Source organism: Pantoea sp. CTOTU46764, from assembly GCF_031974595.1.
Taxonomy (GTDB): Bacteria; Pseudomonadota; Gammaproteobacteria; order Enterobacterales; family Enterobacteriaceae; genus Pantoea; species Pantoea trifolii.
The window spans coordinates 18,581-43,989 of record NZ_DALYOQ010000025.1; the positions used below are offsets into that span (position 1 = coordinate 18,581).

Sequence of the window (25,409 nt, forward strand, 5' to 3'; positions counted from 1 at the left end):
ATGTCCAGAAGAATGTTAAAGCGCTTTCACTGTCAGATCGCCCGCTTTCCACGCATCAATCAGGAAGAAGGGCATCGGCAACACCCATTCGGTTTCGCCCTGGATTTTGGCCGGATAAGTCCAGCTTTTCCCGTCGTAGGTGATCTCAACCTGCTGCCAACCGTTCTCAGCGTTTTCGACCTGGCCCGCCATGCTGGCAAAACCGGCGTTGCTGCCGACGTGGAAACTGTCGGTTTGCCAGCGAATTGGCTGATGCTCTGGCCACGGTTGTGCATGGTGGAAGCGGAAGATATCGTCATGATTCAATATGCTTTCGCGTACCGTTGGCCACAGCGCCACTTTGAGGAAGTACTGATCGGTGAAGCGTTCGCTGCCTTCATATTGCGCGATGAAGTCACGCATCTGCTGTTCAACATTGTGGAACACGCCGTGGCAGCCGCCCCACATGCCCGCCAGCAGCAACTCGGTATGCGAGAAGTAATCACGCATATGATGGAACCAGTAAGGCGAATCCAGCCAGGCTTCTACCGCCACCACTTCGCGCTCGGAGAGCAAGGAATCCGCGTCACGCACGATGTAGCGTTTGACGCTGGCATCATCCATCACCAGGAAACGCCACAGCGTTGGGAAAATGGTTTTCTCATGCGACATATCCACTAGCTGGGTGTTTGGCTGCTTCAGGCGCTGCCAGACGTGTTGCGGCACGCTGTCGTCAAGATAGATGCGGCAAATCCAGTCGGGATAGAACTCGCGCGCCACTTCGATGTTTTTAATCAAGGTTTCGCAGTAGCGTGGTTGGCCGCCATACAGGCTAAAGGAGATGATATTTTCTGCTGGATTGTTGCGGTTGATCGGCGGTGGTGCGTCAGAAGGAAATGCTACTTTCGCCCCTTTGCTGAAGGTCACATCGGAATTCTGCAGTGATTCGAGGCCGTAACGCGCCACCTCATCCTCTTTATTCAGCCAGCCACACACTTCCGTTAATCCATCCAGCCAGGTTTCCGACGCCTGCGCGCGTTGCGCGGCCGGAGCCTGATAGATCTTCTGGTAAATTTTATAGGATTTTTTGTGCTCGCCCACACGCATCAGGGTTAACGCGTAGTCGCTCAGCACCTGCATATGATTGGGTAAGACGCGCAGCACTTCTTCACAGCACTGACGCGCAAGAGGATAGTTATTCACCGCCATCGCCTGGCGAAATCTCGCTGCTGCACCTTCAACGCGTGATTGTGCAGTAGCGGGATTATTCATGAAATTGGGACGTGAGACAGAAACCATTTTGCGCATAAGAAATTTCTCAGTAGCTGCTGAAATTGCGCGCATTCTAATCAGGAAATAGCGGGAATCCTTATAAGCCTGGTCTCGAATTCATCCCTGACTGGCGCACTAAATTAAGCGACGCGCGGCTTCAACCACAATTTTCACCGCATCACTTTCGGTCTGTTTCATGGTCGCGGCATCCGGGATCTCTTTTTGCGTACGGTTCACGATGACGCCCGCCACCATGCCGGCACGCAGTCCCTGACTGGCGCACATGGTTAACAGTGTAGCGGATTCCATCTCATAGTTAAGGACGCCCATTTGCTGCCACTCTTCCATTGAACCCTGGAAGCGATTCACCACGCGGCCGGAGAAGGTATCGTACCGTTCCTGACCAGGATAGAAGGTGTCAGATGAGGCGGTAATACCGATGTGGGTTTTCGCACCGCACGCCTCTGCGGCTGCCACCAGCGCGGTGGTGCAGGTGAAATCAGCTACGGCCGGGAATTCCATCGGCGCAAAGTGCAGGCTGGCGCCGTCGAGACGCACCGATGCGGTGGTGACCAGCACATCGCCCACATTAATATGCGGCTGGATAGCGCCGGTGGTGCCAACGCGCAGGAAAGTGCGCACGCCAAGCTGTGCCAGCTCTTCAACCGCAATCGACGTTGAAGGTCCGCCGATACCGGTGGAGCACACCACAACCGGTTTGCCATCCACTTCGGCCAGATAGGTAGTGAATTCACGGTGTGAAGCCAGATGCTGTGGATTGTCCATCAGCGCGGCGATTTTCTTCACGCGCTCAGGATCGCCAGGCACGATGGCCAACGTGGCTCCTTTCAAATCAGCTTTGGTGATGCCAAGGTGGAAAACGTCAGACTGGGGCATAACAGACTCCTGATAATTGGGGATGTGCGCGCCACTCTACGTCAGCAGGTGGCATAAATATGTGACTCAATTCACCATCAATAATGAAACTTACATTATCAGAAAAACATTATGTGATTTACATCACACATTAGCGCTGTGCAATTCTGAATTGCTACAAGCGGTGCTGTGTAAGTGTTGGTGGCAATGTTAATAGAGAAGCAGCACACGTGAAAAAAATCCCTCTGCACCTTACGCCAGCCTTGCTTTACTTCGCCAGGCTATAGTTACGTGATTGCGCATTTGCTAGCACGGAGAGAACAATGAAAACCGAAGACAATATGGCACAAAAAACGGCACCCGGCGGCTTTGCACCGGCCGTTCAGCCCACCGCAAGCAGCACCATTATTACCAGCAGCGACGCCATTCATGCTGGCGAGACCTCGGTTCCAAGCCAGGGCGAAAATCTGCCTGCTTATTATGCCCGACCAAAAGAATATCAAGGCACCTTGCCGGTAGTGTTGGTGGTGCAGGAGATTTTCGGCGTGCACGAGCATATCCGCGATGTCTGCCGCCGTCTGGCGCTGGAAGGTTATCTGGCGATCGCGCCCGAACTCTATTTTCGTGAAGGCGATCCCAACGATTACAACGATATTCCCACGCTGTTCAAAGAGCTGGTGAGCAAAGTTCCAGATTCGCAGGTGTTGTCCGATCTCGATCATGTGGCCAACTGGGCTACACGCCACGATGGTGATATCCGTCGTCTGGCGATTACCGGTTTCTGCTGGGGCGGACGCATTAGCTGGCTGTTTGCCGCGCACAATCCGCAGGTGCGCGCGGCGGTGGCGTGGTATGGCCGTTTAGACGGTGAAAAGACGCTGAAGCAGCAGAAGCATCCGATTGATGTTGCGGTTGATTTAAATGCGCCGGTGCTGGGTCTTTACGGTGGTCAGGATGAGGGCATTCCGCTGGAGAGTATTGATAAGATGCGTCAGGCGCTGCACGCCGCCAACGCCAAAGCAGAGATCGTGGTATATCCGGATGCCGGACATGCTTTCAATGCGGATTATCGTGCCAGTTATCACGCCGATTCCGCCAAAGATGGCTGGCAACGTATGCTGGCGTGGTTCGCGCAGCATGGCGTGGCGCCGAACGCCTAATAAAAAGGGGCGCCTCTGCGCCCCAATCTCATTTACCGCGACTAAGCCGTTTCACCCCGCAGGTTTTGCGCCGCTTTGACCATATTCGCCAATGCCTGACGGGTTTCCGTCCAGCCCCGGGTTTTCAGGCCACAATCTGGATTCACCCACAAACGCGCTTCCGGAATGCTCTGCGCCGCTTTGCGCAGCAACTCTTCCATCCACTCCACGCTCGGCACGTTCGGTGAGTGAATGTCATACACGCCCGGACCGATTTCGTTGGGATAGTCGAACTCCTTAAAGGTATCCAGCAGATCCATATCGGAACGTGAGGTTTCGATGGTGATAACGTCCGCATCCAGCGCGGCAATCGAGTCCATGATGTCATTGAACTCGCAGTAACACATGTGGGTGTGAATCTGGGTGTCATCCTGCGCTACGGCGGCATTGAGACGGAATGCATCCACCGCCCAGGTCAGATAATTGGCCCAATCGGACTGATGCAGCGGCAGCCCTTCACGCAGTGCCGGTTCATCAATCTGAATAATGCCGATCCCGGCTTTTTCCAGATCTTCCACTTCATCACGCAGCGCCAGCGCAATCTGTTTGGCGATGGTTTCACGGCTCACATCTTCACGCGGGAATGACCAGCAAAGAATCGTTACCGGACCGGTCAGCATGCCTTTCACCGGCTTGTCGGTCAGCGACTGCGCGTACTTCGCCCACTCAACGGTGATGGCTTGTGGACGGCTCACGTCGCCGATGATGATCGGGGGTTTAACGCAGCGTGAACCGTAGCTCTGAACCCAGCCGTTTTGGGTGAACACGAAGCCGTCGAGGTTCTCGCCGAAGTATTCCACCATGTCGTTACGTTCTGCTTCTCCGTGCACCAGCACATCGAGGCCCAAACGTTCCTGCTCAACAATCGCCTGTTTGATGTGTTCGGCGATGCCGGTACGGTAGTTACCGCCATCAATGTTGCCTTTTTTGAAGTCGAGACGTAGGCCGCGAATTTCGGTGGTTTGCGGGAATGAACCGATGGTGGTGGTCGGCCACGCTGGCAAGTTGAAGCGGTTACGCTGCGCTTTGGCGCGTTCGGTGTAGTGGCTGGTACGTTCAACATCTTTGGCCTGGATTTTCGCCAGACGCTCGCCGACTGCGGCATTGTGCACACGCGTAGAGTTGGCACGCGCACGAATCGGTGCGCTCCACTCCACCAGCGAAGTGGCATCGTTGTTGTTCAGCGCCTGACTCAGCAGTGCAAGCTCCGCACACTTCTGCAGGGCAAAGGCGAACCAGCTTTTCACCTCTTCATCGAGGCGCGTTTCCACGCTGAGATCGATTGGGCTGTGCAGCAGCGAACAAGATGATCCGATCCACAATTGTTGACGCTGGCTCACCAGCGGTTGCAAGCGTTCAAACCAGCTGCTGAGATCCGCGCGCCACACGTTACGGCCATTGATCACGCCGACGGAGAGCAGCCAATCTGCCGGGATCTGCTGGTTTAACTGTTGGATGTCGTCTTTGCCGTGGACCAGGTCAACGTGCAGACCTTGCACCGGCAGCACTTTGATCACGTCGAGGTTCTGGCCGATGCTGTCGAAATAGGTGGTGAGCAGCAGTTTGCTTTCACCCTGCAGCGCGTCGTAAGCCGGTTTGTATGCATCGCGCCACGCCTGCGGCAATTCCAGCGCCAGTGCAGGTTCGTCGATTTGTACCCATTCGATGCCGCGTTTTTTCAGTTCCGCCAGCACCTGTTGGTAAACCGGAAGAATGTCTTTGAGCAATGACAAGCGATCGAAAGGCACACCTTTCACTTTACCCAGCCACAGATAGGTAACCGGGCCGAGTAGCACCGGTTTAATCTTGTGGCCGAGCGCCAGCGCTTCGTCGACTTCATCCAGCAGTTGGGTCCAGGTCAGTTTGAACTGCTGGCCTTGCGTGAATTCCGGCACCATATAGTGATAGTTGGTGTTGAACCATTTAGTCATTTCCGCCGCTGCCGCCGGTGTACCGCTTGGTGCGCGGCCACGACCGAGGCGGAACAGCGTGTCGAGATCAACGGATCCATCTTTGTTCTGGTGGCGTGCGGGCACGTTACCCAGCAGCAGGCTGGTTGTCAGCACGTGATCGTACCAGGCAAAATCGCCGACCGGCAACAGATCGACGCCCGCCTGTTTCTGCTGTTGCCAGTGACGGGCGCGCAGTTCGCGCCCCACCGCCAGCAGCTCTTCCTGTGAGCTTTTACCTGCCCAGTAGCTTTCCTGTGCTTTTTTCAATTCACGACGCAATCCAACGCGAGGGAAACCGAGAGTGTGGTTCAGAATGGTCATTTTCTGTTCTCCAGATATTCTTAACTGAGTAGGGTGCAGAGATGTTTAGCCGTCCAGATGTTTACACCGCCATAATCTGCGGGTACTGTATGTTCCTCAAGCGCAATTTGTTCAATCTCGATGTGAAGGATTCTCATGATCGAACTCAAACACCTGCGGACGCTGCAGGCGTTACGGAACACCGGCTCGTTAGCCGCCGCCGCCTCACAGCTTCATCAGACGCAATCGGCGTTGTCTCACCAGTTCAGCGATCTGGAGCAGCGGCTGGGCTTTCGTCTGTTTGTGCGCAAAAGCCAGCCGCTGCGTTTTACGCCGCAGGGAGAGATTTTGCTGCAGTTGGCCGAGCAGGTTTTGCCGCAGATTCAACAGGCTTTGCAGGCGTGTCATGAGCCGCATCAGGCCACGTTGCGTATCGCGATTGAGTGTCACAGCTGTATTCAGTGGCTGACGCCTGCGCTGAATAATTTCCGCCAGAGCTGGCCGCAGGTAGTGATGGATTTCAAATCCGGTGTGACCTTTGATCCGCAACCCGCATTGCAGCAGGGCGAGTTGGATGTGGTGTTGACCTCCGATATTCTGCCGCGCAGCGGATTGTTCTATTCACCGATGTTCGATTTTGAAGTGCGTTTGGTGATGGCACCGGATCATCCATTGGCGCAGCTTGAGCATATTTCCCCGGAAGATATGGCCGATGAGGTATTGATGATCTATCCGGTGCAGCGTCAGCGTTTAGATGTGTGGCGCCATTTCCTGCAACCTGCGGGCGTAAGCCCGGCTTTGAAGAGCGTGGACAATACGCTGTTACTGATTCAGATGGTGTCGGCACGCATGGGCATCGCCGCGCTGCCACATTGGGTGGTCGAGAATTTTGAGCAGCAGGGTTTGGTGGTGACCAAGACCTTGGGTGATGGCCTTTGGAGCCGCCTGTATGCCGCCGTACGCGAAGGCGAGCAGCGTCAACCGGTGATGGAAGCCTTTGTGCGGTTTGCCCGTCAGCACGCCTGTGAACACCTGCCCTTCGTGCGCGATGCCGCGCGTCCCGGCTCACTGCAAACCCTCTCATCCTGATGTTGTTGGGCGGCGAAGGTCGCCCGCGCTGTTATCCCTGTCCCGCCTGCTCTATAATGCGCCGCCTCAACCCGCGACCAAGAGAGTTTCACCATGATGAGTAACGATGTTCTGCGCAGCGTGCGCTATATGCTTGATTTGAGCGATAGCAAAGTGGTGGAGATTTTTGCCTTAGCGGGGAGTGAAGTGCCGCTGGAAGACGTGCAGGCGTGGATGAAGAAGGATGACGATGCTGCGTTTCGTAAGCTGCCGGATGTGTTGATGGGTTATTTCCTCAACGGTCTGATTTTTTACCGTCGCGGTAAGAGTGAAGATGCGCCCGCGCCTTCGATTGAGCGCCGCATGAATAACAACATTTTCATGAAGAAATTGCGTATCGCGTTTGAGCTGAAGACCACCGATATCCCGGATGTGCTGCTGAAAGCGAACTTTAAGATTTCACAGGCTGAAGTTGGCGCGATTTTCCGCAACCCAGATCATAAGAATTTCCGCGAATGCGGTGACCAGATTCTGCGTAATTTCCTGAAAGGTTTGACGATGATTCATCGTCCGGGGCCGGCTAAGAAGGGTTAATCGCTTTCAGATCGGAGCCTGGTCAGGAAGTGGCCGCTTCGATCGCGAAGAAATATCACATCCATGTGGATCGCCCTCGCCATCCATGGCTCGGACGCTTCGCTTTTCGCAGCGGCCACTTCCTTCCCTTCTGGCTTTATGCGTTGCTTTTCTTACCTAATACCCAGCGTTTATGTACATAAAGCGATGCGAAAATCACGGTGGCACCGGCGATAAAACTTGGCCAATGCGGTTTCTCCTGCCAGATCGCCAGATTCACCAGCAAGCCTGCAGGCACATGCATGTTGTTCATAATGCCCAATGTGCCGGCATCCACCTGCGTTGCGCCGTAGTTCCACATAAAGTAGCCCAAGCCTGATGCCGCCACGCCCAGCCAAACCAGAATGCCCCACTGTAGCGAGGTGGTGGGCAGTTTGTTCGGATTGCCCCACAAGCTCCAGGCGATCACCGCGATAATCACTGCGCCCAGATAGAACCACGAAAACGCGGTGTGCTGCGGCATCGGACGGGTTTCCTGCAGACGCTTGTAGCCCACCATGCCGATGGCGAAGCAGATATTTGCCGCCTGCACCAGCAGCAAGCCGAACCAGAAATGATCGCTGACTTTGTCGTAACGAATAATCGCCGCACCAATGACCGCCAGCAATGCGCTGAAAGCATAGCCGATACGCAGCGGACGTCGGCTGAGCAAATCGTAGATCAGCGTGACGTACAGCGGCGTCATCACAGTGAACAGCAGGAATTCGGTCACGCTCAGATAGAGATAAGCTTCAAAGCTCAGCAGGTACATGATGCCGAGCTGCAGCATGCCCACCAGCATATACAGCAGGATGGTGGAAGCACGATATCCGCGCCAGCGCAGGAACGGCAGGAAGACGATGGCGGCGAGCGCCAGACGCATTAACACAGAGAACCAGGAATCCACCTGACCTGCGAGGTATTCCCCGATTAAACTGAAGGAAAAAGCCCACAGAATGGTGGTAACGATCAGTAACGGCACGGTAACGATCTCAAAATGAACAGTGGCGTTAGTGTAAACAAACTGTCGCGATTGGCGTGAACTATCTGGTTTACGATTGTACAAAATGACGACAATTAGTTTTAACTGATCGCCTATTCGCCTGGATAAAAATGCGCGAAATACAACATTTCCTGGTTTTTATCGCTCTCTAATGTCATAAAACTGTAACATATGTGTCACATGTCACAGTAACCGCGCGTGACCATCACTATCCTTTGCGCGAAATGGAAACTTCGCTTTTCCATTTTTAACGTCTGTTGCTTTTGCCCCAACCTGCTGGGAATCCATAACTATATTGCGCCCTGGAGGGCCACACTCATGTTGAGTATCTTCAAACCTGCACCGCATCGCCCGCAAGTGGCCGATGATCGTGTCGATCCACTCTATCGTCGCCTGCGCTGGCAAATTTTCCTGGGAATATTTTTTGGCTATGCCGCCTACTATTTGGTGCGTAAGAACTTTGCGCTGGCGATGCCTTATCTGGTGGAACAAGGTTTTTCGCGCGGCGATCTCGGCTTTGCGCTCTCGGGCATTTCCATCGCTTACGGATTCTCAAAATTCATTATGGGTTCGGTATCGGACCGCTCGAATCCGCGCGTGTTTTTGCCCGCCGGATTAATTCTCGCTGCGGCGGTGATGCTGGTGATGGGGTTCGTGCCGTGGGCCACCTCCAGCATCATGGTGATGTTTGTGCTGCTGTTCCTGTGCGGTTGGTTCCAGGGCATGGGCTGGCCGCCGTGCGGGCGTACCATGGTGCACTGGTGGTCGCAGAAGGAGCGCGGCGGAATTGTATCGGTGTGGAACTGCGCGCATAACGTCGGAGGCGGTATTACTCCACTGCTGTTCCTGCTCGGCATGGCGTGGTTTAACGACTGGAAAGCCGCGCTATATATGCCGGCGTTTGGCGCCATTCTCATCGCCATTATCGCCTTTGCATTGATGCGTGATACACCGCAATCCTGCGGTTTGCCGCCAATTGAAGCGTGGAAGAATGATTATCCCCCGGATTACAACGAGGAGCACGAGCAGGAGCTGACGGCGAAGCAGATTTTCATGCAGTACATTCTGCCCAATAAGCTGCTGTGGTACATCGCACTGGCGAACGTGTTTGTTTACCTGCTGCGTTACGGCATTCTCGACTGGTCGCCGACCTACCTGAAAGAGGTGAAGCACTTCACGCTGGATAAATCATCGTGGGCGTACTTCTTCTATGAATATGCCGGTATTCCCGGCACGCTGCTGTGCGGCTGGATGTCGGACAAAGTGTTCCGCGGCAACCGTGGCGCAACCGGCGTGTTCTTTATGACGCTGGTGACCATCGCCACCGTGGTGTACTGGCTGAACCCGCCAGGCAATCCAGGCATCGACATGCTGTGCATGATTGTGATCGGCTTCCTGATTTACGGTCCGGTGATGTTGATTGGCTTGCACGCGCTGGAGCTGGCGCCGAAAAAAGCGGCCGGAACGGCAGCGGGCTTTACCGGGCTGTTTGGCTATCTCGGCGGATCGGTAGCGGCCAGTGCCATTGTCGGTTATACCGTGGATTACTTCGGCTGGGACGGCGGATTTATTGTGATGATTGGCGGATCGGTGCTGGCGGTAATTCTGCTGCTGCTCACCATGGTCAGTGAACATAAGCCAGAACGGGCCGGTGATAACCGGCCCATTTTTTTAGGCGAGGAACAATTTACGCAGCGTGTGCGGTACGGCGTCATCCGCGTTGCTGCCAATCACGTCCAGCGTCGGCAAGGTATCTTTCAGGCGCTGCTGTGCATTACGCATGATGCAGCCTTTGCCTGACATGCTGAGCATCTCCACATCATTCATGCCGTCGCCGAAAGCGATGCACGCTTTCAGCGAGTGGCCGAGCTGCTTCGCTACCGCTTCCAGCGCGTGACCTTTGGAAACGCCGCCCGCCATCACTTCCAGGCACGTTGGCAGCGAGAAGCTGACATTCACGCGATCGCCCCAGCGCGCTTCAATCGCCTGCTCCATTGGAACCAGGCGCTCCGGATCTTCGCAGGTGAAGAACACTTTGCTGATGCCGTCGGTCGGCAGCATGCCCGGCTGGTAAACCTGATAGTTAAATACCGATTCGCGGAAATAGTCCTGCTCATCTGGGCGATGACGGCTCATGAACCACTCATCGTCGCGATAAACGTGCGTCAGGATGTGCTCGTCATGATATTGCAGGCCATACAAATCGCTGGCGATGTCGGCGTCGAGGTTGTGGCTGAACACCAGCTCACCCTCGGCGTTGTGCACGCGCGCACCATTAGACGTGATCATGTAAGCCGGAATACCGAGCTTATCGCGCATCTGTCCGACGTCGATATAGTGACGGCCGGTGGCAAAAACAAAGTGGATGTCTCGCGCCACCAGTTCCTGCAGCGTAGTGCGAGCGAACGGCGTCAGGCGGTGATCCGGAGAGAGCAGCGTGCCATCCAGGTCGGATGCGACGATGTGATACATGTAAACCTCGGGTGTTGATATCGGAAAGTAAAATTGATTAAGCGTGGTGTTCAAAGAAATCGACCACCGCGTTTAGCGCTTCGGCACGCATCGCGTCTGTTTCAAACAGGATCTCATGACGCGCTCCTTTTATCACATACGGCGCGTTGCCCGCGCAGGGATGTCCTGCTTCGGCCATCGCCGTACAAAAGAGATTTTGTGAGCGGTTATCCACCACATCATCTTCACTGGCCTGCAGCAGCAAGGTCGGCGTGGTGATGTTCGCTACCTGATTGAAGATGTCCCGCCCGGCCTGCACGCCTTCGCGCACCCAGTGATAAGTGGGACCACCAACGCGAAGCGCCGGATCGTCGGCGTAAAAACGCAGGTTACGGCGATAACGTTCGCGGCTATGCGTCAGGCGGTTGATGCCAAACGGATTGGCGCGCCAGCGCCCGGTGCCCAATGCGTAGCCCTCACGCAGCGTGGGCAGTTTTTCGGTCCAGTCCAGAATGCGGTGCGCCATCCAGTCCGGTAGCGGCAGCACAATGCCAAACATCGGCGCGGAGAACACCGCAGCATGAAACGCCTGCGGCTGACGCGCCAGAAACAGCGCTAGAATCGCGCCGCCCATCGAGTGGGCCAGCACGTAGCGCTGCTGATAACGGTTGCTGACTATCTCTTTCAGATACAGCGTTTCCAGATCGTCAACGTAGTCGCCAAATTCCACCACATGGCCGCGATGTGAATCTTCCAGCAGACGTTCGGAGCGCCCCTGACCGCGATGGTCGAGAATCACCACATCGTAGCCGCACATGAACAGGTCGTAAGCCAGTTCGGGATACTTGATATAGCTCTCAATGCGGCCAGGCACGACCAGAATGACACGGCGATGTTGCGGTGAGGTGAAACGGACGTAGCGAATCTTCAGGTTGCCGACGCCAGTGAATTCACACTCTTCACGGCGACGCCAGAAGTCGAGCAGCGGACCGGTGGCAAAGGCCGAAAAGCCTCGCTCACGTCCGAGCCAACTCTGTTTATGCTGCTGCATCCGTCCCCCTGAAAAAAACGTGATTCGCGCGCCCGTGCTGCGTAGCGTGCGGCGATTTTCTGTCGTATTGTGTCACACTTCGCTAACTTCAGGGAATGTCACACATGACCATTGAATGGTGGTTAACGTACCTGCTGACCACAACTATCCTCAGCCTTTCACCCGGTTCCGGTGCGATTAACACCATGAGTACCGGTATCAGCCACGGTTATCGCGGCGCGGTAGCGTCAATTACCGGCTTGCAGCTTGGCCTGGCGATTCATATTGTGCTGGTCGGCGCCGGTTTGGGTGCGCTGTTTTCCCAATCGATTCTGGCGTTTGAAGTCCTGAAGTGGGCTGGCGCAGCCTATCTGGTGTGGCTGGGCATTCAGCAGTGGCGCTCAGCGGGCGGTATCGATCTCGACGCCGTTGCCAAAGCCATGCCGCGTCGCCGCCTGTTTAAGCGTGCCGTGTTGGTGAACCTCACCAACCCGAAAAGCATCGTGTTTCTTGCCGCGCTGTTCCCGCAGTTTATTCAGCCGCACCAGCCGCAGCTGATGCAATATCTGGTGCTGGGCGTGACCACCATTGTGGTCGATATCATCGTGATGATTGGTTACGCCACGCTGGCAACGCGTATCGCCGGCTGGATTAAAGGACCGAAGCAGATGAAGCTGCTGAACCGCACCTTTGGTGGATTGTTTATGGCGGTTGGCGCGCTGTTAGCCAGCGCACGCAGAATGGCGTGATATTCAACCCGGTTGGCATAAATGCCCACCCTACGTAGGGTCGCCATTAATGGCGACCTGGCTTAACGCGAAATAATCAGGTGAATACCGAATCCGGCAAACAACACGCCCGCCATACCATCCACCCACTTCGCCATCCGCTGATACTTATCACGCATCCACGGCATAGCGAAAATCGCCGCTACCAGCGTAAACCACGCGAACGTCTCACCAATAATCAGCAGGAACAAGCCCCAGCGCTCCATCGCGCCGACGTCGTTGCCAACAAACAGTGAGAACACGCTACCGAAGTAGATGATCGCTTTTGGGTTCGACAGGTTAGTCAGGAAACCTTTCAGGAAGCTCATGCCTCTTTTCGGCAGCTCCACCACCGGCGCTTCCGATTGCGGCTGCTTGTGACGTTGACGCGCTGAACGCATTAGCTGCCAGCCCATCCACAGCAGATACAATCCGCCGCCGACCATAATGATTTCATGCAGCCAGGCCATTTTTTCCAGGATCAGATGCAGGCCCATCAGCGCCACACCGGCCCAAATCACAATGCCCAAGGTAATGCCCAGAACGCCCATCATCGCCTCTTTGCGTGAGCGGCTCGCCGCCGTTTGCGACACAAAGAAGAAGTCCGGGCCGGGACTCATCAGCGCAACCAGATGCACCAGCGCGACGGTGGCGAATAACATCAGCATGAATTTTTCCTTTAACCTTCATCAACATGTTCTTTGATCATCACCAGGAACGGCTTACCAAAACGCTCCAGTTTGCGATGACCGACGCCGTTCACGCTGAGCATTTCTGACGCGCTAATCGGCATTTGTTCTGCCATTTCAATCAGCGTGGCGTCGTTAAACACCACGTACGGCGGAATATTCTCTTCATCAGCAATCGCTTTGCGCAGCTTACGCAGCTTGGCAAACAGCTGGCGATCGTAATTGCCGCTGTGCACCTTCGGCGAACTGCTGCCGCGCGTTTTCACCGTCACGATACGCGGCACCGCAAGCATCAGCGGCACTTCGGCACGTAATACCGGACGCGCCGCTTCGGTCAATTGCAGCGCCGAATGCATGGCGATGTTTTGCGTCACCATGCCGAGATGAATCAGCTGACGCAGCACGCTGATCCAGTGTTCGTGGCTGTGCTCGCGGCCTAAGCCGTACACCGGCAGTTTGTCGTGGCCGTTGTCGCGAATACGCTGATTACTGGCGCCGCGCAAAACTTCAACAATATAGCCCATGCCAAAGCGTTGGCCGGTACGATAGATGCTCGAAAGCGCCTTTTGCGCCTCCAGCAAGCCGTCGTAGCGACGTGGCGGATCGAGGCAGATATCGCAGTTATCGCACTGCTGCTGGCGACCTTCGCCGAAATAGTTCAGCAAGACCAGACGACGACAGGTTTGCGCTTCGGCAAATGCCCCCATCGCATTGAGCTTGTGGCGTTCAATATCCTGCAACGGGCCAGGCACTTTCTCTTCCAGACATTTACGCAGCCACGCCATGTCGGCCGGATCGTAAAGCATCATCGCTTCGGCAGGCAGGCCATCACGCCCGGCGCGACCGGTTTCCTGATAATAGGATTCGATGTTGCGCGGAATATCGAAGTGCACCACGAAGCGCACGTTGGGTTTGTTGATGCCCATACCGAATGCGACGGTGGCGACCACAATTTGCAGATCGTCACGCTGGAAAGCTTCCTGCACGCTGGCACGCTGCGCGCTATCGATACCGGCGTGATAAGCGCCAACGCTCAAACCACGGCTCTGCAGGCGCGCGGCGGTGTCTTCCACTTTGGCGCGGCTGTTACAGTAAATAATGCCGCTTTTGCCCCTCTGATCCTGCACATAACGCAGAAGCTGCTCGGTGGGTTTGAATTTCTCCACCAGCGTGTAGCGAATATTCGGGCGGTCAAAGCTGCTGATTTGAATCAGCGGATCGTCCATCTGCAGCAGATGGGCGATATCGTTACGCGTGGTTTCATCGGCGGTGGCGGTCAACGCCATGACCGGCAAATCAGGGAAGTGCTGACGCAGCTGGCCGATCGAGCCATATTCCGGACGGAAATCGTGGCCCCACTGTGAAATACAGTGTGCTTCATCCACCGCCAGCATCACCGGATTCCACTGGTGCAGGCTATCGAGGAAGTTGTCCATCATCAGGCGTTCAGGCGCGATATACAGCAGCTTGAGCTTGCCAGTACGACAATCCGCAAACACCTGCTGCTGCTGCTCACGCGTCTGCGTTGAGTTGAGGCACGCTGCAGCCACGCCGTTGGCCAGCAGCTGATCGACCTGATCTTTCATCAGTGAAATCAGCGGTGAAACCACCAGCGTCAGCCCTTCGCGCACCAGCGCCGGGATTTGATAGCACAGCGATTTGCCGCCGCCAGTCGGCATCACCACCAGACAATCGCGTCCTGACAGGGCGGTTTCGATGATGTTTTGCTGACCTGGGCGGAACTGCTGATAGCCGAAGGTATCTTGTAATACCTGCTGCGCCAGCATTTCCTGATTAAGCACTGCCGATGTTGCCACGGTAATCCTGTCTTTGTTGCGGGTTAGAACAGATCGTTGAGCGTCACGCCTACGCCGAAGCGCGTCTGGCGATGGTTATAGTCGATCAACGATTCACCATAACCGCTGAACACCTGCGTGTAAAAGCGCACGTGTTCAGAGATTGGGTAGCTCCAGGCGAAGGTTGCACCGCCGAAGCCGCTGTTCCAGTTGTAGTTACCTTCCACGCTGAAAATGTTCTCGCCCATCATATAGCCGAGCTTGGCGCGGTAGTAACCCATGTATTTGGTGATGTCCGGGTTATCGTCATTGCTTTCACTTTCTGGCAGACGATACCAGGGTTTGATCTCCGCGAGCAGATTGCCGTTCTGCGCCATGAAGCGCGCGTAGACGCGGTTCCAGCTGCGCGAAGTTGGCTCGCTGCGGCCGTTCGACTGATGCACTAAGCCAGTTTCCACATCGCGTAAGGTCCAGCCTGCGAAGGTGTAATCGGTGGCCCAGCCGAGGAAAATCTGTGGCTCATAATCGGTTTCACGGAACGGTGATGACGCACCACGGTTCGAGAGCTGCCACCACGAGCGCTGAGTATAGGACGCCGCCAGCACCGAGTTATCGCCTAAAATGCCGCGCCATAGCGGAAACGCCAGGCTGAGCTGGAATTTTACTTCATCATTTTTAGCTTTGTCTGCCCAGTTGTACGAAGAGATCGCCTCTTTGTTCATGTCGGTGGTGTAGGTGTAGAGCAGATAGTTGTTTTCGTAAGGATAAAGTACGAACGGGTTATCGTGTTTCTCCAGCAGGTTAGCGATAATGCTGCCCTTCACTGCCGGTGCATCATGAACCTCTTTTATCGTGGCTTCTTCAGCCTGCACCAGGCCAGGAAGGATCAGCGCCGCGGCCAGCAAGGCGTAATGCTTACGCATAGAATTCTCCAGAGAACTGCGTGTCGTAATCGTCAAGTGACGGTTCAAAAAGCAGGCCATTCTACACGCAAAACCTGCGGTTGATCAGCGCCGATTTCCGAAACTGGAAAGCGGCTCGAACGCGGCATAATATACACAACTCGTTAACATTTTAAGGCAGGAATTATGTTATCCCCGTTGCTGACACAGCAGGAAGCGCGCCGTCTGATTGGCGAAATTTTTGTTTATCACATGCCTTTCAATCAGGCGCTCGGATTAGAGCTGGATCGACTGGAAGCGGATTATGCCGAACTCGGCTTCGCTAATAAAACCATGCTGGTCGGCAACGCGGCGCAGCAGATTTTGCATGGCGGCGTGATCGCCTCGGTACTGGATGTCGCCGCCGGGCTGGTGTGTGTCAGCTATGCGCTGACGCGTGAGGAGAGCATTACCGAGGAAGAACTGCGTCAGCGCCTGTCCCGCATGGGCACCATCGATATGCGCGTTGACTATCTGCGCCCTGGCCGCGGCGAGCGCTTTATCGCCACCAGCAGCCTGCTGCGCGGCGGCAATAAAGTTGCCGTGGCGCGCGTGGAGTTACATAACCAGCAAGGCGATTACATCGCTACCGCTACCGCCACCTACATGATTGGCTAATCAGTACTTTTGGAATGACATGATGGATTCGCAACAAACTCGCCAGGGTATTGGCTACGCGCTCGGCGCTTACTTTATTTGGGGCATCGCGCCCGCCTACTTCAAGCTGGTCAAAGCGGTGCCCGCCACCGAAATTATGACGCATCGTGTGATTTGGTCCGCGCTGTTTATGCTGCTGCTGATCACCCTGACGCGTAGCTGGACGCAGGTACGTAGCGTGCTGGCGCAGCCGAAAAAGGTGCTGCTGCTGGCGCTGACCGCCGTGACCATTGGCGGCAACTGGCTGCTGTTTATCTGGGCGGTGAACAATCAGCACATGCTGGAAGCTAGCCTCGGCTACTTTATCAACCCGCTAATTAACGTGGTGTTTGGCATGCTGTTCCTGCGTGAACGCTTCCGCCGCTTGCAGTGGCTGGCGGTATTGCTGGCGACAACCGGCGTGCTGGTGCAGTTGTGGCAGTTTGGATCGCTGCCGATTATCGGCCTTGGCCTGGCGCTGAGTTTTGCATTGTACGGTTTGGTGCGCAAAAAGATTCAGGTCGATGCGCAGAGCGGCATGCTGATCGAGACGTTGTGGCTGTTTCCGCTGGCGGCAATTTACCTGTTTGGCTTTGCCGACAGCGCCACCAGTCATCTCAGCGCCAACGCTATGAGCCTTAATCTCAAGCTGGTCGCGGCGGGCATTATCACCACCATTCCGCTGATGCTGTTTGCGGCCGCCTGCGCGCGTCTGCGCTTATCGACTGTCGGCTTCTTCCAGTATCTCGGCCCGACACTGATGTTCCTGCTGGCGATACTGTTCTACGGCGAGAGCCTGACGCCGGATAAAATGGTGACCTTCGGCTTTATCTGGCTGGCGCTCGCCGTGTTCATTATCGATGCGGTCGCGTTCTCAGCTCGGGCGCGCATGCGCATAGCGTGAAATAAAACGCGCCAGCGCCGGGCCGGTGAGCAAGATGGTGAACAGACGCAGCGTCTGCAGCGCCATGACAAATGCCATATCGACCCGCGTGCCGGCCGCAATAATCGCCACGGTATCCAGCCCGCCAGGGCTGGTTGCCAGATAGGCGGTCATCAGATCGACGTGCAAAACGCGCGTCAGCATCCAGGCTAATCCACCGCACAGCAGCATTAAACCGAAAATCGACAGCAACATTTGCGGCAGCGTTCGCAGCGCCAGCTTGAAAATCGGCCGGGTGAAACGCAATCCCACGCTCCAGCCAATCAACGCATAAGCCAGCGCCAGCAACCATTCTGGCACCTGCAAGGTCGCTACATCGGTGCCGTGCAGCACCGCGCCGATCAGTGCCGGCAGCAACAAAGCACCGGAAGGAATGCGCAGCTTCTGGCCGAGCCACGCACCGGCGAACATCACCAGCAATGTCAGCAGAAAGCTGCTGTGCAGCGCGGGAAACCACACCAGTTCAGCAGCACCGCCGTTGGAACCCAAGCCAATGCGCGCCACCACGGCAGCAGCGGTAGCGACAAACAGCACGCGCAGATACTGCATAAACGCCACCAGCCGCACATCCGCACCGAAATCACCGGCCATTGCCACCATCGCCGAAGCACCGCCGGGCGACGATCCCCATGCGCCCGTTGGGCCGGGCAAATTACTGAAGCGCACCAGCAGAAAACCAGACAGGCCGCTGGCGGCTAACGTCAGCACCAGCACCGCCAGCACCACCGGCCAATCCTGGATCAGTGGTGTGAGAATGCCCGGCGATAAAGTCTGGCCGATCATGCAGCCGAGCACCGCTTGTGCCAGCACGAAGAGGCGTTTATCGATGCGCACGGTGGCGCCGGACAAACCCATTGCGGTGCCGACGATCATTGGGCCAAGCAGCAATGCCGCAGGAAGGTGGAACAGCTGGAGGATCATCCCCAGCACTAACGAAGCAATCAGCAGAAGTGTCCATTGCAGTCGCAATGAGAAGCGCGCCATAAGGAAAGAATCAGATAGTGAGCAGAGCCAACAGGTTACGCAGAAAATTGAAGTTTATCTACCAGGTCGCCATAAATGGCGACCCTTCGTTTGTCATGAGCGTTTTTGTAGGGTCGTCATTCATGACGACCTGGACTTGAGATAGGTTACAACCAGTTCTTGCGTTTGAAATAGAGATACGGCGCAAGCCCGGCGAGGATCATCAGGCTAATCGCGCCCGGATAACCAAAGCTCCATTTCAGCTCCGGCATAAACTCGAAGTTCATCCCGTAGCTTGATGCCACCAGCGTTGGCGGCAGGAACACCACCGAAACCACCGAGAAGATCTTGATGATGCGGTTCTGCTCGATGTTGATAAAGCCCATCGCCGCCTGCATCAGGAAGTTAACCTTCTGGAACAGCGATTCGTTATGCGGCAGCAGCGATTCGATATCGCGCAGGATTTCACGCGCCTGCTCCAGCTGGTTGCCCGGCAGACGTGCTTTGCGCACCAGAAAGTTGAGGGCGCGCTGGGTATCCATCAGACACAAACGCACTTTCCAGCCGATATCTTCCAGTTCCGCCAGACGTGACAGCGCCTGGTCGTACTCTTCTCCCTGCTGGCCTTCCATGATCACGCGGCTGAGTTTCTCCAGCGCGCTATAGATGTTCTCGATCTCATCCGCCAGCTGTTCGATTTTGGTCTCAAACAGATCCAGCAACAGTTCATAGGCGTTGCCATCAGTCAGCATCTGGTTGCGCGCACGCATGCGATAGAGACGGAAAGCTGGCAGCTCGCGTTCGCGCAGCGTATACAGGCGATCTTCGCGGATGGTGAATGCCACGGTGGAGTTGCCCGCGTGGTCTTCGGCATCTTCAAAGAAGAAGAAGGAGTGAATGTGCAGGCCGTCTTCGTCTTCGAAGAAACGCGCCGAGGCTTCGATGTCTTCCAGCTCCGGACGCGTTGCCAGGCTCTGGCCGAGCTCGCACTGCACACGATCGCGTTCGCTGTCGTCGGGTTCGATCAGATCGACCCAAACAGAGGTGTTGAGTTTGTCGTTGTCTTCTTCCAGCTCGATGCGCGTCAGGCGATTACGATCGAGTTTAAATGCGCTCAGCATAGCAATAACTCCCCATTTTTCGGAATGGGACAAGGCGGTGACCACTGTAGATTACGGGCACGGCGAAGCCTGAACACGGAAACTTTCGCTTCAAGGGTAAATCAGTGCTAACTCACGCGACGAGAGTAAAAAAGGGAGGTCGCTGATAACCGCTAAGGCTACCAGCTAAAAGAGGTAACCTTAGGAGTTCCTGTTAAACAGGTGATTGAGCCAGCATCGACTGGGCGCGTCCAAGGCATTGTCCTCTCATGATAATAGTGCGCGCATGTTACGCTGAGACGAAAAAGTCGTCAAGGTAGCGCAACCGCGCTACACCGTCTCAAGACGGGCGTAAGCCGCCACCAGCCACTTGATTCCCTGGCCCTGAAACGCCACTTGCAAACGGCTGTGTTCGCCGCTGCCTTCGAGGTTGATGATGGTGCCTTCGCCGAACTTGGCATGGCGCACGCGTTGGCCGAGCGTGAAGCCGCTGTCGTTTTGCGCGATGGGCGTGCCCATGCGCTGATGGCTCACCGGACGGCTGACGCTGGCGCGCAAACGCACCTCTTCCACGCACTCTTCCGGCAGCTCGCCGATAAAGCGTGATGGACGGTGATACACTTCCTTACCATAAAGACGACGGCTTTCGGCATAGGTGAGCGTCAGCTTGACCATCGCACGCGTCACGCCAACGTAAGCCAGACGACGCTCCTCTTCCAGACGACCGCCTTCATCCAGCGACATCTGGCTGGGGAACATGCCCTCTTCCATGCCGACGATAAAGACCTGGCTGAACTCCAGCCCTTTCGCCGAGTGCATGGTCATCAGCTGCACCGCGTCCTGCCATTTGTCGGCCTGACCTTCGCCCGCTTCCAGCGCCGCATGCGACAGGAACGCCTGCAGCGGCATCAGATCTTCGTCTTCGTCCTGATAGCTGAACTGGCGCGTTGCCGTGACCAGTTCCTCAAGGTTTTCAATACGCGCCTGGCCTTTCTCGCCCTTCTCCTGCTCGTACATCACCCATAAACCGGAGTCTTTAATCACGCGATCGGTTTGCACATGCAGCGGCATCTCGGATGTTTCGCTGGCCAGTGAATCGACCAGCTCGCAGAAGCGCTGCAGCGCTGACGCGGCGCGTCCGGCTAAGACTTTGTTCTGTAACAGCTCACGCGTGGCCTGCCATAAAGTGAGTTGCTGATCGCGTGCGGTCTGGCGCACCACGTCGAGCGTACGATCGCCCACGCCGCGCACCGGCGTGTTCACCACACGCTCAAATGCCGCATCGTCATTGCGATTGGCCATCAAACGCAGATAGGCCAGCGCATCTTTGATCTCCTGACGCTCAAAGAAGCGCATGCCGCCATAAATGCGATAAGGCATGCTGCCCTGTAGCAGCGCCTCTTCCAGCACACGCGATTGGGCGTTGCTGCGATAGAGAATGGCGCAATCCTGCAGTGCGTTGCCGTTTTCATGCCAGCTTTTGATGCGATTGACCACAAAGCGCGCTTCATCCAGCTCGTTGAACGCGCAGTAGAGCGAGATCTTTTCGCCATCGCTGCCGTCGGTCCACAGCTCTTTACCGAGGCGGCCATTGTTGTTGGCGATCAGCGTGTTCGCGGCTTTCAGAATGTTGTTGGTCGAGCGATAGTTCTGCTCCAGGCGAATGGTTTCCGCGCCGGGGAAATCCTGCAGGAAGCGCTGGATGTTTTCCACCTGCGCCCCGCGCCAGCCGTAAATCGACTGATCGTCATCGCCGACGATAATCACCCGGCCGGTATCACCCGCCAGCATGCGAATCCATGCGTACTGGATGTTGTTGGTATCCTGGAATTCGTCCACCAGCACGTTGCTGAAACGCTCGCGATAATGATTGAGGATATGCGGCTTGTTGAGCCACAGCTCGTGGGCGCGCAGCAGCAGCTCGGCGAAATCCACTAAACCGGCGCGATCGCAGGCTTCCTGATATGCCTGATAGATGCGCAGCCAGGTTTGCTCAACCGGATTGCCGTAGCTTTCGATGTGTTTTGGCCGCAGACCTTCATCTTTTTTGCCGTTGATGTACCACATGCCCTGACGCGCAGGCCACTGTTTCTCATCAAGGTTCATGGCTTTGATCAGGCGCTTCAACAGACGCAGCTGATCGTCGCTGTCGAGGATCTGGAAATCCTGCGGCAAACCGGCATCAAGGTGATGCGCGCGCAGTAAACGATGCGCCAGGCCGTGGAAGGTACCAATCCACATGCCGCCCTGGCTGGTGCCGATCAGCTGATCGATACGATGGCGCATTTCTGCCGCCGCTTTGTTGGTAAAGGTCACCGCCATAATCGAATACGGCGAGCAGTTCTCTACCGACAGCAGCCACGCAATGCGATGCACCAACACACGGGTTTTGCCACTGCCTGCTCCGGCCAGCACCAGCAGGTTGCTGCGCGGTGCGGCGACCGCCTCGCGCTGTTTGTCATTCAAGCCGTCAAGCAGATCAGAAACGTCCATAAGCACCGTTTTAACAATTGAGATACGTATCCAAAATCATTCGGCTTGCAGCAAGGCGGCAAGTGTGTGAATCCCCGGGAGCTTACTTGAGTAAGTGACCGGGGTGAGCACGCGCAGCCAACGCGGCGGCAAGTCGAATGATGATGGATACGACTGGATGTATTTACAGCTGTTGATTATAGCAGCGAGGTCAGAGATGCCAACCGATCAATTTCAACATGCGGTAGCAAACGCGCATCGTCGATCTTCATCAGATTGCCTTCACGCAGGTTGATCCAGCAGGCTTGCATGCCGGCACGCAGCGAACCGGCAACATCGGTAGTGAGATCGTCGCCAACGTGCAGAATGTGTTGCGGCGCGATGTCCAAACGCTCAGCGGCCAGATGATACATATCCTGCCACGGCTTAGCGCGACCGTGCGGACCGGCACGCAGCGCGAACTGGAAGTGGTGATGGATGCCGAGCTTTTCCGGGCAGGCATTGCCGTTGGTGATCGCCACCAGCGGCACGCGCTCGCCCAGCCACGTCAGCGTTTGATGCGTCTCTTCCGGCATCGTCACTTCGCTGCGCCACTGATGGAACACGCTCATCACGTCGCGGGCACCGGCACTGGCTTCTGATGCCGATAAGCCGACATTGAGCAACGCCAGCTCCACCGAGCGGCGGCGCCATTCAGACACGTCGTGATAAATTTCCGGCTCACGCGCCAGCAACTCATTACGCAGCGCCTGATAATCTGCCGGGGTGAATTCACGCAGCGCCGGATGATACGCCTGCAGTGCAGCATGCGATTCGGCGGTGGTTTTGCGGATCACGGGATGGTTGTCATACAAGGTGTCGTCGAGATCAAAAGTGATCGCTTTGATCGGGCCGAGCGGACGATAAAACTTCATTAAGACTTTCCTCGTTTGGCACGCGGATGGGCCGCATCATAAACCGTCGCCAGATGCTGGAAATCCAGATGGGTATAGATTTGCGTGGTCGCCAGATTGGCGTGGCCGAGCAGTTCCTGTACCGCGCGCAGATCGCCGCTCGATTCCAGCAAATGCGTGGCAAAAGAGTGGCGCAGTTTATGCGGATGAATATGGCTGGCAACGCCTTGCTTGATGCCCCATTCGGCAAAACGCTTCTGCACGTTGCGCGTCGAAATTCGGCTGCCGCGGCTGGAGACAAACACCGCATCATCCTGCGGCGCAAAGCTATCACGCAGCGATAACCAGTGCTGAATCCAGGTGACCGCCGTGCCGCCAATCGGTACGCGGCGCTCTTTGCTGCCTTTACCCAGCACCCGAACTTCGCCCGCGTCCAAATCCATGTGACGACAATCCATATTCACCAGCTCGGAGAGACGCAAGCCGCCGCCGTACATGGTTTCCAGCATCGCGCGGTCGCGCACCGCCAGCGGATCGTTGAGATCGATCTCCAGCAGTTGGTTAACTTCATCGACGTCCATGTTTTTCGGCAGATGGCGCGCGTTACGCGGCGTGGAAATGCCTTTGGCGGGATTGGCGCTCAGCATGCCTTGATGGACTTGCCAGTCGAGAAAACTGCGCAGTGCCGACATGCGCAGCGCCAGACTGCTGGCGCCCAAACCGCCACGGCGGCTGCGCGCCGCCAGGCTGCGCACCTGCGCCGGTTCCAGCTGCGACCAACTCGTCAGCTTCATCTCATCGGCCATTGCCATAATCGCCTGCAATTGCCGTTGGTAATTCTTTTGCGTCAGCGGACTGAGCTGGCGTTCGACCTTGAGATAACGCAGAAAGTCATCCACGGCCGGCAGCAGCGGACTGACGTGACTCATGCGCGTTCAATCCAGCGTGACAGCAGATCCGGCAACATTTGCGCCAGATGCTGTAGCAGCAGCGTGCCCATGCCTGCCTGATAGTGCTGATTATCGCGGCTGGTGAACATCAATACGCCCAGCTCGCCACGTTCGCCCATCAGCGACATCGCCACCGAGCCAATCGCTTTGGCCTGCGGCAACAGCAGCAGCAGTTCCGGGCCGTTGAGGCTGCCGAGATAGTGATGTTCATTACCGAAGCGCTGAATGCGCAGCGGTTCGAATGCCTGACGCGATAAGCCGAGTTGGGTGAAGTCTGATGGCGCGCCGATGTGCCATTTGTCATTGAACACGCGCACGTGCGCACCGGCCAGACCGAGTTCGCGCGCCCAGCGATGCAGACGCGTCAGCATCTCTTGTAAGCTGTCGGCGGCGGCAAGATGACCTTGCAGCGCCAGCAGGCGATCAAACAGCTGATGGTTAGCCGTTGCCTGCTCCATCAGTAGCGTGATCTCCTCTTCCAACTGCTGGATGTGGTTGCGCTGACGCGCCATATGCCACTCCACCAGCGAAACGCTGCCGCGTACCGGATGCGGCACCATCATCTGTTCAACCTGACGCGCATTGCGAATAAAGAAATCGGGGTTTTGACGCAGAAATGCGCTTACCGATTGATCGTCCAGCAAAACCTCGCTTTCGGTCTGCTCTTCGACATTTTTCATAGATGAATAAACCCATCGTAGACGTGTGTGGCAGGACCGGTCATAAACAGCGGTTGCCCTTCCCCTTTCCAGGCAATATGCAGCGTTCCGCCCGGCAAATCGACGCGAACGTTCTCCGCCAAAATGCCCTGCTGAACGCCGCAGGCCACCGCCGCACACGCGCCGCTGCCGCAAGCCTGGGTTTCGCCCGCGCCACGTTCGTATACGCGCAGACGGATGTGTTCACGATTGACTACTTCCATGAAACCGACGTTGACGCGCTCCGGGAAACGCTCGTGGCTTTCCAATTCTGGACCGAGCGTTTCCACCGGCGCGGTTTTCACGCTTTCTACCTGAATCACGCAGTGCGGATTGCCCATTGATACCGCACCAAACATCACGGTTTGATCGGCCACACGCTGCAAATAAAGGTTCTCTGCTTTATTGGCACGCAGCGGCACGCTTTGCGGTTCGAAGTTCGGTTGGCCCATATTGACGCGCACCAGCTCATCATTGGTGACGCTGAGCACCATGCGGCCGGTTTGCGTACTGACGCGAATGTCGCTTTTGTTGGTCAACCCTTTCAGACGCACAAAGCGGGCGAAACAGCGCGCGCCGTTGCCGCACTGCGCGACTTCGCTGCCATCGGCGTTGAAAATGCGGTAATGGAAATCGAGATCCGGATCGTAGGGCGGCTCGACGATCAGCAGCTGATCAAAACCGATCCCCAGATTTCTGTCCGCCAGGCGGCGAATCAGTTCCGGCGAAAAAAAGACGTTTTGCGTCACAGCATCCACAACCATAAAGTCGTTGCCGAGACCGTGCATTTTTGAGAACTGCATTTTCTGCTCCGCCGGA

The 25,409-nt window shown here is 56.1% G+C and carries 22 protein-coding genes and 1 pseudogene; 7 read left to right on the plus strand and 16 right to left on the minus strand.

Features of this window, described 5'->3' with window-relative positions:
* Window positions 1-15: 15 nt before the first annotated feature.
* Both RTM06_RS10850 and udp read right to left on the minus strand, forming a co-directional pair.
* The gene (locus RTM06_RS10850) at window positions 16-1,287 is read right to left on the minus strand and encodes a tetratricopeptide repeat protein (RefSeq protein WP_312182095.1); all 1,272 of its coding nucleotides are present in this window, start codon (window positions 1,285-1,287) and stop codon (window positions 16-18) included.
* Between the two features lie 99 nt (window positions 1,288-1,386).
* Window positions 1,387-2,148: a uridine phosphorylase gene (gene udp / locus RTM06_RS10855; RefSeq protein ID WP_312182097.1), complete on the minus strand. Its 762-nt coding sequence runs from the start codon at window positions 2,146-2,148 to the stop codon at window positions 1,387-1,389.
* Between the two features lie 302 nt (window positions 2,149-2,450).
* Between udp and RTM06_RS10860 the strand changes: the two genes are divergently transcribed.
* A complete protein-coding gene (locus RTM06_RS10860) occupies window positions 2,451-3,287 on the plus strand; it encodes a dienelactone hydrolase family protein (RefSeq protein WP_312182099.1) in 837 nt (278 codons plus the stop codon).
* 41 nt (window positions 3,288-3,328) lie between these two features.
* Here RTM06_RS10860 and metE read toward each other — a convergent pair whose 3' ends face one another.
* Window positions 3,329-5,599 carry a 5-methyltetrahydropteroyltriglutamate--homocysteine S-methyltransferase gene (gene metE, locus RTM06_RS10865; protein ID WP_312182101.1) on the minus strand — a complete coding sequence of 757 codons (2,271 nt, stop codon included), beginning with the start codon at window positions 5,597-5,599 and terminating at the stop codon, window positions 3,329-3,331.
* A gap of 135 nt (window positions 5,600-5,734) precedes the next feature.
* On the opposite strand from metE, the gene metR reads away from it, so the two are divergent.
* Window positions 5,735-6,667 carry an HTH-type transcriptional regulator MetR gene (gene metR, locus RTM06_RS10870; protein WP_008105792.1) on the plus strand — a complete coding sequence of 311 codons (933 nt, stop codon included), beginning with the start codon at window positions 5,735-5,737 and terminating at the stop codon, window positions 6,665-6,667.
* A gap of 93 nt (window positions 6,668-6,760) precedes the next feature.
* Entirely contained in the window at window positions 6,761-7,240 is a 480-nt protein-coding gene (locus tag RTM06_RS10875) for a DUF1456 family protein (RefSeq protein ID WP_101763741.1), read from the plus strand.
* 136 nt (window positions 7,241-7,376) lie between these two features.
* Here RTM06_RS10875 and RTM06_RS10880 read toward each other — a convergent pair whose 3' ends face one another.
* Window positions 7,377-8,240 (minus strand): carboxylate/amino acid/amine transporter, encoded by an 864-nt coding sequence (locus RTM06_RS10880; RefSeq protein ID WP_312182103.1) that lies wholly within the window; start codon window positions 8,238-8,240, stop codon window positions 7,377-7,379.
* Window positions 8,241-8,579: 339 nt separating this feature from the next.
* Here RTM06_RS10880 and glpT point away from each other — a divergent pair.
* A pseudogene (gene glpT / locus RTM06_RS10885) lies at window positions 8,580-9,911 on the plus strand (glycerol-3-phosphate transporter); the annotation flags it as partial.
* Between the two features lie 21 nt (window positions 9,912-9,932).
* Here glpT and yigL read toward each other — a convergent pair.
* Together yigL and pldB are read right to left on the minus strand one after the other, a co-directional pair.
* Complete coding sequence (gene yigL, locus RTM06_RS10890; protein ID WP_256698054.1) at window positions 9,933-10,733, minus strand: sugar/pyridoxal phosphate phosphatase YigL; 801 nt, start codon at window positions 10,731-10,733, stop codon at window positions 9,933-9,935.
* Window positions 10,734-10,770: 37 nt separating this feature from the next.
* Window positions 10,771-11,763, minus strand: a complete 993-nt coding sequence (gene pldB / locus RTM06_RS10895; protein WP_312182105.1) for a lysophospholipase L2 — start codon at window positions 11,761-11,763, stop codon at window positions 10,771-10,773.
* A 104-nt stretch (window positions 11,764-11,867) separates the two neighbouring features.
* Between pldB and rhtB the strand changes: the two genes are divergently transcribed.
* Window positions 11,868-12,491: a homoserine/homoserine lactone efflux protein gene (gene rhtB, locus RTM06_RS10900; RefSeq protein ID WP_008105784.1), complete on the plus strand. Its 624-nt coding sequence runs from the start codon at window positions 11,868-11,870 to the stop codon at window positions 12,489-12,491.
* Window positions 12,492-12,553: 62 nt separating this feature from the next.
* On the opposite strand, the gene rhtC is transcribed toward rhtB, so the two are convergent.
* From rhtC to pldA, 3 genes are read right to left on the minus strand one after another with little or no spacing between them, the layout of a single operon-like run.
* Window positions 12,554-13,177 (minus strand): threonine export protein RhtC, encoded by a 624-nt coding sequence (rhtC, locus tag RTM06_RS10905; protein WP_008105783.1) that lies wholly within the window; start codon window positions 13,175-13,177, stop codon window positions 12,554-12,556.
* Between the two features lie 11 nt (window positions 13,178-13,188).
* A complete protein-coding gene (recQ, locus tag RTM06_RS10910; RefSeq protein WP_061719374.1) occupies window positions 13,189-15,015 on the minus strand; it encodes an ATP-dependent DNA helicase RecQ in 1,827 nt (608 codons plus the stop codon).
* Window positions 15,016-15,038: 23 nt separating this feature from the next.
* The gene (pldA, locus tag RTM06_RS10915) at window positions 15,039-15,917 is read right to left on the minus strand and encodes a phospholipase A (RefSeq protein WP_222185719.1); all 879 of its coding nucleotides are present in this window, start codon (window positions 15,915-15,917) and stop codon (window positions 15,039-15,041) included.
* Window positions 15,918-16,082: 165 nt separating this feature from the next.
* Here pldA and RTM06_RS10920 point away from each other — a divergent pair, with 165 nt between their 5' ends.
* Together RTM06_RS10920 and rarD are read left to right on the plus strand one after the other, a co-directional pair.
* On the plus strand, window positions 16,083-16,553 hold the full coding sequence (locus tag RTM06_RS10920; protein ID WP_312182112.1) for a thioesterase family protein: 471 nt from the start codon (window positions 16,083-16,085) through the stop codon (window positions 16,551-16,553).
* A gap of 22 nt (window positions 16,554-16,575) precedes the next feature.
* Entirely contained in the window at window positions 16,576-17,475 is a 900-nt protein-coding gene (gene rarD, locus RTM06_RS10925) for an EamA family transporter RarD (protein ID WP_256698468.1), read from the plus strand.
* Here the strand turns inward: rarD and RTM06_RS10930 are convergent.
* From RTM06_RS10930 to dapF, 7 genes are all read right to left on the minus strand, one after another.
* Window positions 17,446-18,498 (minus strand): AbrB family transcriptional regulator, encoded by a 1,053-nt coding sequence (locus RTM06_RS10930; RefSeq protein ID WP_312182114.1) that lies wholly within the window; start codon window positions 18,496-18,498, stop codon window positions 17,446-17,448. The two genes, rarD and RTM06_RS10930, sit on opposite strands and share 30 nt — an antisense overlap.
* 146 nt (window positions 18,499-18,644) lie before the next feature.
* A complete protein-coding gene (corA, locus tag RTM06_RS10935; protein WP_008105777.1) occupies window positions 18,645-19,598 on the minus strand; it encodes a magnesium/cobalt transporter CorA in 954 nt (317 codons plus the stop codon).
* A 309-nt stretch (window positions 19,599-19,907) separates the two neighbouring features.
* Window positions 19,908-22,070 carry a DNA helicase II gene (gene uvrD / locus RTM06_RS10940; RefSeq protein ID WP_008105776.1) on the minus strand — a complete coding sequence of 721 codons (2,163 nt, stop codon included), beginning with the start codon at window positions 22,068-22,070 and terminating at the stop codon, window positions 19,908-19,910.
* Between the two features lie 176 nt (window positions 22,071-22,246).
* Complete coding sequence (gene yigB, locus RTM06_RS10945; protein ID WP_256698046.1) at window positions 22,247-22,963, minus strand: 5-amino-6-(5-phospho-D-ribitylamino)uracil phosphatase YigB; 717 nt, start codon at window positions 22,961-22,963, stop codon at window positions 22,247-22,249.
* Window positions 22,963-23,871, minus strand: a complete 909-nt coding sequence (gene xerC, locus RTM06_RS10950; RefSeq protein ID WP_256698044.1) for a tyrosine recombinase XerC — start codon at window positions 23,869-23,871, stop codon at window positions 22,963-22,965. Before xerC ends, yigB begins: the two co-directional genes overlap by 1 nt.
* Window positions 23,868-24,572 carry a DUF484 domain-containing protein gene (locus tag RTM06_RS10955; RefSeq protein ID WP_256698042.1) on the minus strand — a complete coding sequence of 235 codons (705 nt, stop codon included), beginning with the start codon at window positions 24,570-24,572 and terminating at the stop codon, window positions 23,868-23,870. The genes xerC and RTM06_RS10955 overlap by 4 nt, the downstream gene beginning before the upstream one ends.
* The gene (dapF, locus tag RTM06_RS10960; protein WP_008105772.1) at window positions 24,569-25,393 is read right to left on the minus strand and encodes a diaminopimelate epimerase; all 825 of its coding nucleotides are present in this window, start codon (window positions 25,391-25,393) and stop codon (window positions 24,569-24,571) included. Before dapF ends, RTM06_RS10955 begins: the two co-directional genes overlap by 4 nt.
* Window positions 25,394-25,409 lie beyond the last annotated feature (16 nt).